13 protein-coding genes are annotated in these 15,164 nt (G+C 67.7%); 8 read left to right on the forward strand and 5 right to left on the reverse strand.

Features of this window, described 5'->3' with window-relative positions; translation table 11 throughout:
• The first annotated feature begins 123 nt into the window (after nt 1–123).
• Nucleotides 124–714: a TetR/AcrR family transcriptional regulator gene (locus ACFK0J_RS38065; protein ID WP_378734508.1), complete on the forward strand. Its 591-nt coding sequence runs from the start codon at nt 124–126 to the stop codon at nt 712–714.
• 110 nt (nt 715–824) lie between these two features.
• Here ACFK0J_RS38065 and ACFK0J_RS38070 read toward each other — a convergent pair whose 3' ends face one another.
• On the reverse strand, nt 825–2,330 hold the full coding sequence (locus ACFK0J_RS38070; protein WP_378734509.1) for a PLP-dependent aminotransferase family protein: 1,506 nt from the start codon (nt 2,328–2,330) through the stop codon (nt 825–827).
• A gap of 61 nt (nt 2,331–2,391) precedes the next feature.
• On the opposite strand from ACFK0J_RS38070, the gene ACFK0J_RS38075 reads away from it, so the two are divergent.
• The 3 genes from ACFK0J_RS38075 (at nt 2,392) to ACFK0J_RS38085 (ending at nt 4,341) form a co-directional block, all read left to right on the forward strand.
• Entirely contained in the window at nt 2,392–2,691 is a 300-nt protein-coding gene (locus tag ACFK0J_RS38075) for a hypothetical protein (RefSeq protein WP_378734510.1), read from the forward strand.
• 58 nt (nt 2,692–2,749) lie between these two features.
• The gene (locus ACFK0J_RS38080) at nt 2,750–3,316 is read left to right on the forward strand and encodes a methylated-DNA--[protein]-cysteine S-methyltransferase (protein WP_378743305.1); all 567 of its coding nucleotides are present in this window, start codon (nt 2,750–2,752) and stop codon (nt 3,314–3,316) included.
• 194 nt (nt 3,317–3,510) lie between these two features.
• Complete coding sequence (locus ACFK0J_RS38085) at nt 3,511–4,341, forward strand: alpha/beta fold hydrolase (protein WP_378734511.1); 831 nt, start codon at nt 3,511–3,513, stop codon at nt 4,339–4,341.
• A 120-nt stretch (nt 4,342–4,461) separates the two neighbouring features.
• Here ACFK0J_RS38085 and ACFK0J_RS38090 read toward each other — a convergent pair whose 3' ends face one another.
• The 3 genes from ACFK0J_RS38090 to ACFK0J_RS38100 form a co-directional block, all read right to left on the reverse strand.
• Nucleotides 4,462–5,406 carry a hypothetical protein gene (locus tag ACFK0J_RS38090; protein WP_378734512.1) on the reverse strand — a complete coding sequence of 315 codons (945 nt, stop codon included), beginning with the start codon at nt 5,404–5,406 and terminating at the stop codon, nt 4,462–4,464.
• A gap of 298 nt (nt 5,407–5,704) precedes the next feature.
• Entirely contained in the window at nt 5,705–8,308 is a 2,604-nt protein-coding gene (locus tag ACFK0J_RS38095; RefSeq protein ID WP_378734513.1) for a LuxR C-terminal-related transcriptional regulator, read from the reverse strand.
• 140 nt (nt 8,309–8,448) lie between these two features.
• Entirely contained in the window at nt 8,449–9,738 is a 1,290-nt protein-coding gene (locus ACFK0J_RS38100; protein WP_378734514.1) for an adenylosuccinate synthase, read from the reverse strand.
• Nucleotides 9,739–10,033: 295 nt separating this feature from the next.
• Here ACFK0J_RS38100 and ACFK0J_RS38105 point away from each other — a divergent pair, with 295 nt between their 5' ends.
• The 4 genes from ACFK0J_RS38105 (at nt 10,034) to ACFK0J_RS38120 (ending at nt 13,739) form a co-directional block, all read left to right on the forward strand.
• Nucleotides 10,034–10,693 carry a hypothetical protein gene (locus ACFK0J_RS38105; RefSeq protein ID WP_378734515.1) on the forward strand — a complete coding sequence of 220 codons (660 nt, stop codon included), beginning with the start codon at nt 10,034–10,036 and terminating at the stop codon, nt 10,691–10,693.
• Nucleotides 10,690–11,472 (forward strand): site-2 protease family protein, encoded by a 783-nt coding sequence (locus ACFK0J_RS38110; protein WP_378734516.1) that lies wholly within the window; start codon nt 10,690–10,692, stop codon nt 11,470–11,472. The genes ACFK0J_RS38105 and ACFK0J_RS38110 overlap by 4 nt, the downstream gene beginning before the upstream one ends.
• Before the next feature lie 237 nt (nt 11,473–11,709).
• Entirely contained in the window at nt 11,710–12,561 is an 852-nt protein-coding gene (locus ACFK0J_RS38115) for a glycosyltransferase family 2 protein (protein WP_378734517.1), read from the forward strand.
• A 311-nt stretch (nt 12,562–12,872) separates the two neighbouring features.
• The gene (locus ACFK0J_RS38120; protein ID WP_378734518.1) at nt 12,873–13,739 is read left to right on the forward strand and encodes a glycosyltransferase; all 867 of its coding nucleotides are present in this window, start codon (nt 12,873–12,875) and stop codon (nt 13,737–13,739) included.
• 283 nt (nt 13,740–14,022) lie between these two features.
• Here ACFK0J_RS38120 and ACFK0J_RS38125 read toward each other — a convergent pair whose 3' ends face one another.
• Nucleotides 14,023–15,126 carry an aromatic acid exporter family protein gene (locus ACFK0J_RS38125; protein ID WP_378743307.1) on the reverse strand — a complete coding sequence of 368 codons (1,104 nt, stop codon included), beginning with the start codon at nt 15,124–15,126 and terminating at the stop codon, nt 14,023–14,025.
• Nucleotides 15,127–15,164: the final 38 nt, after the last annotated feature.

Below are 15,164 nucleotides of genomic sequence, written 5' to 3' on the forward strand. Positions count from 1 at the left end.
CACGTCGGTTGCAACATGAGAGTAGCCGAATTTCTACTAACTGCAACTCTGATGTTGCAGATAGTAGAGAAACGGCAGCTCACATGTACTATGTCGAGGAGATCTCAGCGAAGAGGAGCCCCGATGCCGTCCCCGTCCGCCCGACCATTGCGCGCCGACGCCGAACGCACCGTCCGCGTCATCCTGGATGCGGCGGAGCGAGTGCTGAGCGAGAACCCCAACGCGACACTGGAACAGATCGCCGAGGCCGCCGGAGTCGCCCGGACCACCGTGCACCGTCGCTTCGCCAACCGCGACGACCTGGTGCGCACCATGGCCGTCGCCGCGTGGCGACGGATCGAGGCGGCGGTGGATGCCGCGCGGCCGCAGACGGCACCGCCACTGGTCGCGCTGCATCAGGCCACCGCCAATGTCATCGAGATCAAGTACGGGGCGTCGTACGCACTCGACCGCGTCGACAGCACCGATCCCGAGGTCGCCGCCCTACAGACGGCCGTCTTCGCGAAATGCGATGCGGTGCTGGCCAGGGCGCGCGCGGACGGCCTGATCGCCGCCGAGGCCGACCCGGTCTGGGTGCGCCGGGTCTACCTCGCGCTGATCGCCGAGACCGTGCACGGCAACACGGAACTGGACCGGTCCACCGACCCGGACACCCTGGCGGGGCGGGTCATCGACACCCTGCTCGGTGGCGTGGGCACCGGCCGACGCCAGTAGGGCAGCACTGGACCTCGGCTTGGGATCCGTTGCCCGGCAGCCGCCGCCAGAATCCGAATCCCTCGGGATGCTTCGGCACCCACACAGCCCAAGTCAGTCGTAGAGCTGAATCAGTAGCAGGTGAGCGGCTGGAGCGCGTCGGCGGCGCGCGGTGTCAACGCGTCGTAGGCCGCGGCAATTGCCTTGACTGCCAACCGGAGTTCGGGTTCCTGGTGCGTGAACGGCAGGCGGATAAAGCGTTCGAATGCGCCCTGAACCCCGAATCGCGGCCCGGCAGCGAGCAATACGCCATGGTTGGGCGCGGTGGCGGCCAGCGCGGTGGACACCGGGGCAGGCAGCTGCGCCCACACGGACATGCCGCCCGCGCCGTAGTTGAGCCGCCAGTCCGGAAGCTCTTCGGCGACAGCGTCGATCAGCGCGGCCCGCTGGGCACGCAGTTGGTCGCGCCGGCGGTCGAGGATGGTGCCCGCATTGGCCAGCAGGTGGACGGTGGCCAACTGGTCCATCACCGGGGTGCCCAGGTCGACTGTGGAGCGGATGCCGAGCAGTTTGGTGATCAGCGGCTGATTGGTGCGGATCCAGCCGACCCGCAGGCCGCCCCAGAACGACTTCGAAGCCGAACCGATGGTGACGATCTCGTTGCCCTTGGCGAAGGCGGCAACCGGCGGCTGCTGGGCCTGACCGGCGAGGTGCAGATCGGCCATCGACTCGTCGATCACCACGGTCATCCTGGTTTCCCTGGCGATGGCGGCCAGTTCCGCGCGCCCGTCCGCGTCGAGCAGCAGGCCCGTCGGGTTGTTGAAGTCCGGCACCAGGTAGGCCAGGCTGGCCGCGGTCTGCCTTGCGGCACTGCGGATTCCGTCCAGATCCCAGCCCTGCTCCGGCGACTCGGGGCGCAACGGCACCGGCACCGGCCGGGCGCCGACGTCCCGGATCGCCTCGATGGCGTTCGGGTAGGTGGGATGGTCGATGAGCACCCGGGCGGCGGGCGCGGTGAGCACATTGAGCAGCAAACGCAGGCCGTGCTGGGCACCGAGAGTGACCAGGATCTGGTCCGGCTCGGTGGGCAGACCGCGTTCGGTGAAGCGGCGGGCGATCGCCTCCCGCAGCGCGAGCACGCCGACCGGGTCCATGCCGTGGGTGCCCAGGTAGGCCGGAAGGCCCTCCAGCGCAACCGAATACGCTTCCTGCATTTCCATCGGCGCGGCCATCGCGGCATAGGTCATGTCGATGGTCGGCAGCTCGGAGGCCGCCATCATCGCCAGGATGCTCCTGGCCGGTTTGCTGCCGTCGTGCTGCACGTCCCGCGGCAGGGCCACGGTGCTGCGCGAGCCCTGGCGGCTGATCAGGTAGCCGTTCTCGCGGAGCAGGGAGTAGGTGGAGGTGATCGTCGTGCGACTGACCCCGAGGGTGGCCGCGAGATCGCGCTCGCTGGGCAGCGCGACACCGAGCGGTGCCCGCCCGTCATGGATCAGCAGCCGAATGCCCTCGGCCAGCGCGAGATACGCCGGGCGCGCGGGACGCCGAGACGATTCGGCCTCGCCGTCGTCGTTCACATTCCGCCACCGGCCCAGGTCACGAGCCAGGGTGCCCGCTCCGATAACTCTCGTCGCCATAAGGTCCAGTATTGAGGGAGTGGATATTTAAAGCAAGGCCAGTCGCGCGCACGCTAGCCAGATGAGCACATTCGTCTCCGTGATCATCGTGGTCGTCTTCGGCTACCTGATCTATCGCTATATACCGAAGGGCGCCGAACGGGCATTCCGCCTGGAACGGTTCCAGCCACGTTCGCCGATGTCCGACTGGCCCTCATCGTATTACGATGAGCAGCGGCGCTACGCGGATCTGACCGCGATCTATGGGCGCAGGGATGCGCCGGATGCGCCGCTGTCGAGCATTCGGGAAGCCGACGACACCGAGTCGAAGGCCGCTCCGGCACGGCCGAAGATGACGCCGATCCACCGTAAGGCCAGTTGAGCAAAACTGGACTGATATGTCTGGACTTGTCGGACCGTCGGTGCACACTGACACCATGATCGACCCCAGTTGCCTGCCCGCCGAGGCAACACTCTTCGACACCACGATCGGCATCTGCGCGATCGCGTGGAGCGGTGCGACCGTGATCCGGTTCCAGCTCCCCGAGGCAAGCCCGGCCGCAACCCGTGCGCGCATCACGCGCCGCCGCGCCGGCCTGCCGGACGACGAGGTCCGCGAAGAGCCCCCCACCGGCGTGATCGCCGAGGCCATCACCGGCATTCGCGCCCACCTGGCCGGCGAACTCGACGACCTGCGCTGGATCCCCCTGGACACCAGCGGGATTCCGGAATTCCACCGCGCCGTCTACGAGGTCACCCGCGCCATCGCGCCGGGGTACACCCTCACCTACGGCCAGGTGGCCGATCGCATCGGCGCGCCGGGCGCCGCGCAAGCCGTCGGACAAGCCTTGGGCCGCAATCCGATTCCCCTCATCATCCCGTGCCACCGAGTGCTCGCCGCCGACAATGCCCTGACCGGTTTCTCCGCGCCCGGCGGCGTCACCACCAAGCAACGGCTGCTGGAAATCGAACGCACGCCGGGGTTCGGTGAACCAACGCTGTTCTGAGCGAGCCGACTTCCGTACATAACGTTCACGGGCCTGTCCGGCGCCGGAACGGCATAGTGAGCAGCATCACAGACTTCGCGGGGTTCGGGTCGGTCGCCACAGCCGTCGATGAATCCATTCACCCAGCACCGTCTGAATAGGCACCGGCACCAACGCGAGCGTTGGCCGACACCCTCTTCGAAAGTGAGACAGTTGTGGAGACCGTGACCTCCGCCGACGGAACCGTGATCGCGTACGACCGCTACGAGGGCCACGCCGGGACAGTGATCCTGATCGGCGGCGCCTTCGGCTACCGGAAGTTCGGCAAGATGGTCGAGCTGGCCGAGGCGCTCAATGAGCAGTACGGCCTCACCGTCGTCAACTACGACCGGCGCGGCCGCGGCGACAGCGGGGACTCGACCGGCTACGACGTCGAACGGGAGATCGACGACATCGCCGCGCTGGTCGAGGCGGTGGGCGGGTCGGCGACGCTGTTCGGCTGGTCGTCCGGCGCGGCGCTGGCGCTGCGGGCGGCCGGTTCCGGCCGGATCCTGGGAGTCACCAAGGTCGTCGCCTTCGAGCCGCCGTTCGTAGTGGACCAGGACGGCTTCGTCCCGCCCGCCGACCTGGCGACGACGCTGCACGAGCTGGTCGCCACCGATCGCCGGGCCGAAACCGTGCGCTTCTATATGACCAAGGCGATGGGCATCCCCCGCGCGCTGGTCACCGTCATGCGCTTCACACCGTTCTGGAAGCACCTGTTGGCCACCGCGAACTCGACCCCGCACGACTGGGCCGTCATGCACGAGTTCATGCGCGGCGAACCACTCCGCCCCGAAGACTGGGTCGGCGTCAAAGCCCAAACGCTGGTAATCGCGGGCGCCAAGAGCGATGCGTTACTCCGCAAGGGCGCCAGAGCAATCGCCGCCGTCCTGCCCGACGCCGAGTTCCAGGAAATCCCGAAGCTCAGCCACAATCCGAACGTAGGCCTTCTCGCTCCGGCGGCAGGCGAATTCCTCACCGGCACAACGGAAAACATCAATTAGGCCGGTAACCGTCGGCGCAGCCGGCCCCGCGGCACTCGCCGCCGCGCCGATGTCATTCCGACGGCCATCGATCTGGATTCCGCACAACGGTATCCGTTGCGCGAGGACCGACGGCGGAAGTTATGCCGTGGCGCCGAAGCCCGCGCCCGCGCTGCCGCCGAGGATGCCTCCGGCGACGCCGCCGACTGCCGCGGCGGGGAGACCGAGGACCGCGGCACCCGCCGCGGCGCCCACGCCCGCACCGATGGCGGCACCCGCGCCGGTGCTTGCGGCGGCGATCGGCCAGGCCGCGACGAAGGCGGCGCCCACCGCGGGAAGCGCGCCCGCGCCCGCGGTCGGGATGCCCGCGGCGGCAGCCGCGATCGCGCCTGCGGCGGTGGTGCCCGCGACGCCGACCGCGAAGCCGATGCCCGCGCCCACACCGGCACCGATGGCGGCGCCACCGAGCCCACCGACCACGGCGGCCGGGATGCCCGCGATCGCGGCACCGGCAAGTGCGCCACCGACCGCACCGGCGGCCGTCGCCGCGGCGATCTTGTCGGACCGGCTGGGGTTGATGCCGATGGAGCGACCACCGGTGGCGATGGCGGCTTCGACGTCGGCGGCGGTGCCGTTGACGCCGTCGAGCAGATCGTCGGGGACCTCGTCCGGGGCGGGCGCGCTGAAGTCACCGATGCGGAGAGTGCGCGGGGGCGGCGCGATCGGTGCGACGGGTTCGACCGGCTGCGGGACATGCAATTGCTGAGGTTGGATCGGTGGCGCCGGTTCCGGCGTGGGGACCGGGCGGGCATAGTTGAGGCTCTGCGTGTCGGCGGGGTCGGCCGGAGCGGGCTTCGGACCGATGGCACCCTGCTGGTTCGGGCTGGTGACGCCGGGCTGACTGGGTGAACGCTGCGGAGCGGTGGGGGCACTCGGGGTGGTCACGCCCGGCTGCGAGGGGGTGCCGGGGTCGGCGACTGCCCCGCCCGCGCAGGCGACCGCGATGGCCAGCGGGAAGGCGCCGACGATCGGGCGCATGGTGCGCCGGGTTGCCGGATTGTTCACTTCTCGATACCGACGAGCCACGTCGAAGCACCACCATCAGGTTGGGTCAGCCAGCACGTCCCCGCGTACTGCGCGCTCGCACCCTATCCGTAGCTGATCGGATGCTGTCAAGTCGAGCAACGGCTTTGTCATAGCCAACAGCCAGCAGCTTTAGCTTGCGATTTGTCCGAATTGCAGCGGATATTTTCGCACTCGGACCGGACTCACGCCAACTCAGGCATTTAGCTAGAAAGTGACTACTCCGTCGATAGAGTGCATGAGCATGGCGCGAAAACCGCCCACACGCACGCGGCGCGTCGGTACCGGCACCCGGTTCGGTTCAGCTCGAAGATGATTCGCCGCGCATGAGCGCGCCCAGAGACTCGCGATCGGTGACATCCATCTTGATGCAGGCCCGATAGAGATGCCCCTCGACGGTCCGGACCGAAACGGTGAGGCGGTCGGCGATCTGCCGGTTGGACAGCCCCGCCGCAACGAGATTGGCGATTTCCCGTTCGCGGGCGGTCAACGGCAGCGGTTGCGCGGCCTGCCGCAGCGCGGGCGTGCTCGCACCGCCGCACGCCGCGGCGAGCCGATTGGCGGAGGCGGCCGATTCCAGCAGACGGCGACGATCACCCGCGCGCTCGTGCGCGGAAGCCGCTTGAGCGGCCGCGTCGGCCGCGGACAGCAGGGCCCCGATCCGCTCGAATTCGGTTGCGGCGGCGTCCAATCCGGGACCGTCATGGGCGGCGAGAGCGACCGCGTGCCTGGCTTGGACTTGGACGAGCCTGCCGTCCACCCGAGCCGCGAGGTCGGCGAGCCTGCCCGCCGCCGAATGGTCGCCGAACCGGGCAGCGGCGTGCAGCGCCATCGCCTCGATCGCATGCTGATTCGACCGGGCGGCCGCGTCGGCCGCGCTCATCGCGAGGCGAATGGCCGGGGTGACCGTACCTTCGGCGGCCGCGTGCCAAGCGCGGGCGATTTCGAGCTGGGGTTCGTAGACGGCGCTGTGCCTGCCGCCACGCGCGGTCGCTTCACCGATCGCCTCGGCCGCTTCGGTGGGCCGTCCCAGCGCCGAATAGGCCTCGGCCAGCCGGATTCTCGCCGGAAACATCCAGGCGGCCGCGCCCTCGGCGGCCAGCGCGGCCAGCGCCTGCTCCAGATTCTCGATGGCGTCCGGGAAATGCCCCTGCGCCACGTCGACGGTGCCCTGCAAGATCTTCGACATGCCCCAGGCCAGGTACTGGCCGGGTGCGGAGTATCCGAAATAGGCTGCGGCGCAACGCCGGGCTTCTTCGAGATCGCCGGTCAAGGCCAGGGCGAGCACCTCGGCGTGCGTCGACATGAAACGGTTGAGCCCGTCGATCTCGCTTTCCACCTCATGCCCGCGCGCCGCGTATTGCAGGGCGGCATTCCCCCTCCCCATCAGCGTCAAGGCGAGCCCACCGCCGAAGGACGCCCACCAGATCGCCCACGGCGGTGCGCCTTTCACCGCCATCGCCTTCTCCGCCTCGGTGATCGCGGCGTCGATCCGATTCTCGTTGACCGCGGTCGCGGAGGCGAGCCCGTCCAGGATGGCCACGATCTTGGGATGCTCGACCTTGCTCCGGACCAGCGTCAGCACCTCATCGGCATGATCGGCATCGCCCATGGCCCACAACAGATTCGCCACCCGAGTGCTGCCCCAGCGGGCCAGTTGCACCTCGGTGAGCTGATCAGGGTCGAAGGTGGCCAGCGTGCGCTCGGCCTCGATCCGATGGCCCTGCCACAGCAGCGCCCTGGCCAGCAGGTCGGCGGCTTCCAGGCCACCGCGCCGTTCCACCGCGGCCCTGGCGAAGCGCTCGCCCAGCGGCAGGTTCGCCAGCCCGATGGCGTCCGCGGCGGCCGCCTCGAACAACTCGAGGTCAGCGGATTTATCACTGTCCAAAGCCAATTCGGCCAGTCGGATCCGGTCGGCGGCGGAGTTGATCGGCCGCTCCTTGAGCGAGGAGTACAACCGGCCGCGCAACCGCCGGGCCGAGGCGATGCCGAGCCTGCGCCGGATCACCTCACCGAACAGCGGGTGGTTGTACCGCACGATCAGCTGGTGCGAATTCTCGACAACCCGGATCACGCCACGGGTTTCGGCGGACTCCACCGCCTCCTCGCCGGCCAATTCGCACAGCACGTCGAGGTCGATCGGCTCGCAGAAGGTGAGCAACTCCAGCACGTGCAGCACGTCCTGTGGCAACTGCTCGACCCGATCTTCCAGCAGCGCGGCAAGTTCCGAGGTCACCGCGGCCCGCCCGCGTAGCTGCCAGACGCCGTTCACCTGACGCAGCGAGCCCGCCTCCAGCGCGCCCTCGACCAAATGCCGTAGGAACAGCGCGTTTCCGCCAGAGGACTCCCACATCAGATTGGCGGTGAAGCCCTCGAGTTGGCCGCCGAGCATCGACTCCACCAGGTCGACGCTCTGCCGCTGGGTGAACGGGTTCAGGTCGATCCGCAGTAGGTGGCCGTCTTTCCACAGCGATGTCACCGCGTCGGGCACCTGCACCCCGCTGCGCACCGTGGCGACGATGTGCGCCGCTTTATCGATGGCCAGCTGCAACAGCAGCGTCGCCGACAGCTGGTCCAGCAGGTGCGCGTCGTCGACACCGATGATGGTGTGCCCGTCCGCGAGCAGCGCCTCGCGCGCCGCGGACATGAACGTCACCGGATCGTGCGCCGTATAGACCCCCACCATGTGCGCGAACACCCCAAGCGGGATGCTGCGCGCCGATTCGGTGCCCGCGACCCAGCGAATATTGCCGCCGACGGCGGCCGTAGCCTGTCTGGCCAGCGTTGTTTTACCGACACCGGCATCGCCGGTGAGGACCGCGCCGACATGTTCCGTGCCGGTGAGGGCCGCGCGGATCGCCTCGAACTCGGTCACGCGCTCGATCATCGGCCAGTTCCGAGCCATAACTATTACTCTAGTTCTTCACCGATCATGATCGAAGCGATCCGCGTACACCGTTCCCGGCACGCAGCCCGTCCGTCGGGTCGACACGCCACAGACTCGCCTAGGCCGCCAAGCTATTTCGCTGGGCGCAACGGTGCCGGTCAGCTCAGCACGTCGTGCCGGACAATGGTCTGGTCGCGACCGGGCCCGACGCCGATGCAGGAGATGCGGGCGCCGGACAGTTCCTCCAGCCGCAGCACGTACGCCTGGGCGTTGGCGGGCAGTTCCTCGAAGGTGCGGGCGCCGGAGATGTCCTCCCACCAGCCCGGCATCTCTTCGTAGATCGGCTTGGCGTGGTGGAATCCGGTCTGCGTGGTCGGCATCTGCTCGACCCGCTCGCCGTCTACGTCGTAGGCGACGCAGATCGGCACCGTCTCCAGGCTGGACAGCACGTCCAGTTTGGTGAGGAAGTAGTCGGTGATGCCGTTGACCCTGGTCGCGTAGCGGGCGATGACCGCGTCGAACCAGCCGCAGCGCCGGGCCCGGCCGGTGGTGACGCCGACCTCGCCGCCGGTCTTGGCCAGGTAGGCGCCGAACTCGTCGAACAGCTCGGTCGGGAACGGGCCGGAGCCGACCCGGGTGGTGTAGCACTTCAGGATGCCGAGCACCGTGTTGATCTTGTTGGGCCCGACGCCCGCGCCGACCGCCGCGCCACCCGAGGTCGGATTGGAGGACGTCACATACGGGTAGGTGCCGTGGTCCACGTCGAGCAAGGTGCCCTGCGAACCCTCGAGCAACACGGTCTCGCCGTTCTCCAGGGCCACGTTCAGCTTCAGCCTGGTGTCAGCGATGCGGTGTTTGAAGCCCTCCGCCTGCTCCAGTACCTCGTCGACCACTTGCTGCGGGTCGAGCGCGCGGCGGTTGTAGATCTTCACCAGCACCTGGTTCTTGAACTCCAGCGCGGCCTCGACCTTCTGGGTGAGGATCTTCTCGTCCAGCACGTCGGCGACGCGCACGCCGACCCGGGCCACCTTGTCCTGGTAGCAGGGGCCGATGCCGCGGCCGGTGGTGCCGATCTTGTTGTTGCCGAGGAAGCGTTCGGTGACCTTATCGATGGCCACGTGGTACGGCATGATCAGGTGCGCGTCGGCGGAGAGCAGCAGACCCGAGGTGTCGACCCCGCGCTCCGCCAAGCCGGCCAGTTCGTCGAGCAGCACACCGGGATCGATGACGACGCCGTTGCCGATGACGTTCGTCACGCCGGGAGTGAGAATGCCGGACGGGATGAGGTGCAGCGCGAAATTGTCGCCGTTGGGCAGCACCACGGTGTGGCCCGCGTTGTTGCCACCCTGGTATCGGACCACCCATTGCACCCGGCCACCGAGTAGATCGGTTGCTTTGCCCTTACCCTCGTCGCCCCACTGGGCGCCGATCAGGACGATTGCCGGCATGGTCGTATCTCCTACGGTTCGACGTGCAACACCCGGGAGATGGCAGCCAGCAGAGCCGGCGGGGCGAGTAAACACCAGTGTTGCAGCTACCTGCCGTATCGAGGCGGTGGCCGGGAGCACAGTCTAGTCGACGCGTCGGCGGCGGCGTCGGACCGGATCTAGTCGTAGGCTCGACAACCATGTGGCCATGGCCGGGCAGGGCTATGGTTGCAGCCGTCGGAACCGGGCAGGGTTCGGCGGAACTGGCGAAGGGTCCGACTCGTGTCGGCTCGAACCGAGGAGGGTGTACGGCAGTTTGAGTACCCATGTTCTCCGTTGCGACGGCGCACCGGTACCTATCGCCCTCGCGGCGCTGCCGAGCAGTTCGACGGCCGCCATTCCCGACACCGCCGAGATCGATGAACTACTTCCGGTACTGGCGGCCGACAGCCTGCCCAGACTCATCGTGCTCGGTGACGACGCCGCGCTCGCCGCGGTGCTGACCCACCTGATGCGCACCGAACGGCTGCACGTGGAGATCGGCTATGTGCCGGTCGAGAAGACCTACGGCTCCCGCGCCTACCAGACGGGCACCGGCAACGCCGCCGCCAAGCGGGCCATCGACGGCCGCGCCACCGAGGTACCGCTGATCCGCGACGACACCGGCCAGGTGCTGATCGGCCGCGCCAAGATCACCGGGGCCGGTGCGGAAAAGCTGGAGGGCGAGGCTTACGTGGACGACGTTCAATTGTTCTCCGGCAAGGTCACCGCCATGCTCGTCTCGCCGATGCTGCACCAGCCCGGCGTGCGGGCCACCGTGCAGAAGGGCATGCGCAAGCGCCGCTGGGTCGAAGGACGCGCCGCCCAGCTCGGCACGCCGGGCGCGGAGGTCACCCGGGACGGTATCCACACCGAACGGACGGTGCCGCGGTCGAGTTTCTATCGGCATCACGAGCCGTGGTTGCTGGTCCGATGACCGCCCAGTTCCCCACCGACCGGCGCTCGCGCGCCGTGCGACCGAGCCCGATCTTCCTGCTCGTCGTCATCATCACGATCGTCGGCGGCGTACTGGCCTGGGACGCCGAGGTGGATTCCACCCGCGCCAAGGTCGGCGTGTTCGTGCTGGTGGTGTTCGGCTGGATCATCACGCTGTGCCTGCACGAATTCGCGCACGCGTTCACGGCGTGGCGGGCCGGTGACCACGAGGTCGAACTGCGCGGGTATCTCACGCTGAATCCGTTGAAGTACAGCCATCCGCTGTTGTCGATCGTGCTGCCGATGGTGTTCATCGCACTGGGCGGCATCGGCCTGCCCGGCGGCGCGGTATATGTGCACTCGCACAACTTCTCGCCGCGCACCCAGCGGATCATCAGCGGCGCGGGACCGGCGGTGAACGCGGTCTGCGCGGTGCTGCTGTTGCTGATCGTGCGGCTGTTCGGTAGTGCGAGTTCGCATCCCGCGTTCTGGTTCGGGCTGAGCTTCCTGGCCTTTCTGCAGATCACCGCGACGCTGCTGAACCTGATTCCGCTGCCGGGACTCGATGGCTACGGGATTCTCGAACCGTCGCTCAGTTACCAGACTCGGCGTTCGCTCGACCAGTTCAAGCCGTTCGGCATGCTGATCCTGTTCGCACTGCTGTTCACCCCCGCCATCAATCAGGTCTTCTTCGACGCGGTGTATTCGCTGTTCGAACTGTCCGGTGTCGCGGCCGATTGGTCGCGCTACGGCAGCTACCTGACCAGGTTCTGGACTTAGAGCAGAATTCGATGATCACTTTCGCGGGCATCGGGTAGTCAACGCGCGAGATCGATAGCACCACAGATCGATTGGTACACACCCGAGTGTGGCAAAAACCTGCCGTCTTCGGACCCGGCGTCACCGTCGACGGCCGACTACCATCACACACCGCGCCCACGCGCGCCCGCACCAGCGGAAAACGGCCTACCGGTCGGCACTTTCGCTGCACCTCAGGACACAGTTGGAGCCACCAGCATGACCAACACATCTTCCGCGACGGTGCTTTCCGTCGTGATCCCCGCACTGAACGAGGCGACTCGCATCGAGCGCACCCTGGACTGCCTGGTCGTCCAGGACGCGATCGACGAGATCATCGTGGTAGACAACGGCAGCGAGGACGACACCCGCCGCGTCGTGAGCGACTATTCGCTCGCCCATCCGAAGGTCGCCCTAGTCGAAGAACCGACCCGCGGTATCCCGGCCGCGCGCAAGACCGGATTCGACAAGGCGCAAGGCGATCTCCTCGCCAGAACCGATGCCGACACCCTGGTCGAGCCGGACTGGGGCGAGGTCATCCGCGATCATCTGACCGAACATCCCGACACCGCCGCCGTCACCGGAATCACCACTTATCACGATTCGCCGGTCGGCTTCTTCCTGAAATTCGGCTATTACCTTCAGGATCGGCGCGGCAAGCTCGGTGGTCCGGTCGGCAATATGCACGGCCCGAACATGGCCATTCGCCGATCCGCGTGGCTGGCGGTGCGCGAGGACGTCACCGCTCGAGCGGACGTCGCCGAGGATCTCGACCTGGCGTTGTGCCTGACCAAGCGCGGGCTGCGCATCGACCAGCTGAAGAATATGCGGGCGCGGACCTCGGCCCGGCGGCGCAGGACCAGCCCGCGCGAGTGGTGGCGTTTCCAGTTGACGGGCTTGCGCACCATCACCGGACAGGGCTATCAGGTGCTGCCGTTTCACCGCGCCGTCATTGTCGGCGCCTGGCTGACGCATACCGTGCAGTGGCCGATCTACCGGTTCTGGGATTTCGATCGACGGCGGTTCACGCTACGTCCGGCCCCACCCCGGGTCGCCCCGACCGGCGACTGACCAACGGCGGCCGCGCCCCCACCGGCTCGGCCAATACACTTGCTGCCCCCAAGCATTGGGGATTCTGCGTTCGGACTGCGCCAACTAGGGTCGAATCCAATGATCATTACCCGCTACTGACACCCGACGTCGGTAGCAATCACGGTCGGCGTGCACACCGATCGTGTGCTGAACTCACGCCCGCGCCGGCGGGTGGGTTCCCCCCTCGATCCACACCCACGCCACGCGCTGACGCGTGTCTGTTCGGGCAGAGAACAGACCCAACTGTCGATTTCTCGTGCCCGGCCAAGAATTTGGAGCAGTACAACAGAATGAGCAATCCCGATGCGGCGACGGTGCTGTCCGTCGTCATCCCTGTGCTGAACGAAGCGTCATGCATCGCGCAAACCCTGGACCGCCTCGTCGCCCAGGACACCATCGACGAAATCCTGGTGGTCGACAACGGTAGCCAGGACGGCACCCGGGAAATCGTCAGCGACTACGCACTCGAGCATCCGAAAATCGAGCTGGTCGAGGAACCACAGCGCGGCGTCGCACGGGCCCGCAACGCCGGATTCGACAAGGCGCGTGGCGATCTCATCGGCCGGACCGACGCCGACACCCTGGTCGACCCCGACTGGGGTGCCACCATTCGGCGGCACTTCACCGAACACCCCGAGGTCGCCGCGGTCACCGGCATCACCACCTATTACGACTCGCCGGTCGGCTTCTTCCTGAAATTCGGTTATTACCTTCAAGATCGACGCGGCAAGCTCGGCGGCCGAGTCGGCAACATGCACGGCCCGAACATGGCCATCCGACGCACGGCATGGCTCGACGTTCGCGACGACACCGTCACCCGGCCGGACGTGATCGACGACCTCGATCTGGCACTGTGCCTGACCAAGCGCGGGCTACGCATCGACCAGTTGAAGAATATGCGGGTCCAGACGTCGGCCCGGCGGCGACGGACCAGTCCCCGCCGCTGGTGGCAATTCCAGTTGGGCGGTCTGCGCACCATCACCGGCCAGGGGTATCAGGTGCTGCCGTTTCATCGGGCCGTCATTGTCGGCGCCTGGCTGACGCACACCGTGCAGTGGCCGATCTACCGGTTCTGGGATTTCGAGCGGCGGCGATTCACGCTGCGGCCCGGCCAGGCCAGGATGTTCCCGCTCAGCAAGGAAGCGAGTGGCGGCTGAGCCGCCCGGTCATCCCGGCCGAGCGGCTCCGCCCTCCGCAGCGCGATACCTGCCCCTACCCGCCCGGCCACCACACCACATGGCCGGTGGGGCAGTCGCTGTGGCTGCGAAGTGATCGACCGCGACACCCCTCGTTCAATCGCGGTCACTTGCTCAAGTTATGGCGTCGGGCCTGCCGGAACACGAGTAGCGGACTACCCGAAGATCATTCCGATCGGCCGCAGGCGGCAAAGAGGCACACGCAGTCGGCCGAAGTGCCGGTCAATTCGCTGAGTAGTCGGGGTCATTCCTCGGGGGTCACGAAGGGCTTGGGCACCGTGGGCGGGAGCAGGGCGATCGCGGAGATCCGCTTCATGCCACACACCTGCATCAGGTCGACCACGATCGACCGCACCTGAGCGAACACGACATGCGCCGAAAGCCCGGCGCCCTCGACGAGTTCGGGCCGCGCCTCCTTGGCCACCGTGCGCAGCACCCTGGCCGCCTCGGCTTGATCCGGCTGCTCGCCCGGATCGGCCAGCATCATCCGGCGCACCACATCGACTGCCTGGCCGAGCTTTTCGACCTCATCGATCAGGCGCGGGTCGAGAATTTCGTCGTCCTGGACCAAAGTGAGCGAGCGGCGCAGCAGCACTCTGGTATTGCGGACCGCGTTGTCGAGCGGGTCGGCGGTGGCCTTGATGCGTTCGAGGCGGGCGCGAGAATTCCAGTACAGCGGGGAGATCCGGCTGATCTCCCTGCCGCCCTCCAACGTCGCACGCAAAGTGTCGATCTGCGGTTGCGTCGCGCGCACCGCGGTCAGCGCCGTGCGCACCTTGTCCGGGTTCTGCTCGAGCAAGCCGTCGGCGCATTCGGTGAGCGACTTGCCCATCACCGCAAGGATTTCCGCGGCCTGCTCACGGGCGCGGCGCACCGGGTGCAGTGGAATCGACGCCACCACAACCACGCCCACCAGACCACCGACCAGGGCGTCGATCATCCGGGAGAAGCCGCCGCCCACCGAGGGCGGCAGCAGCGTCGCGACGAGCACAGCGGAACCGGCCGCCTGCATGGTGATGATCGACCCGCCGTCGAGGAACACCGCCGCGGCCATGGCGACGGCGACCACCAGCGCGATCTGCCAGACGCCGGTGCCCGCGCGGGTGATGAACAGGTCACCGATGCCGATGCCGACCGCGACGCCGACGACCAACTCCACCGAACGCCGCAGCCGGGCGCCGAACGAGATGCCGATGGACACCACGGCCGCGGTCGGTGCGAAGAACGGCTGCGGGTGCCCGACGATCTCGCGCGCGATGAACCAGGCCAGTGCCGCGCCGACCGCACACTGGATGATCGGCAGCGCGGACAGGCGCAGCCGCGCCCACGAGGCACGCAGCCGATCCATGGTGCTCGCCCGGGCAACTCCTACGCGGGGCTTCAGAT

Origin of the sequence: Nocardia brasiliensis, from assembly GCF_042691675.1 — a bacterium.
Lineage (GTDB): Bacteria > Actinomycetota > Actinomycetes > Mycobacteriales > Mycobacteriaceae > Nocardia > Nocardia brasiliensis_D.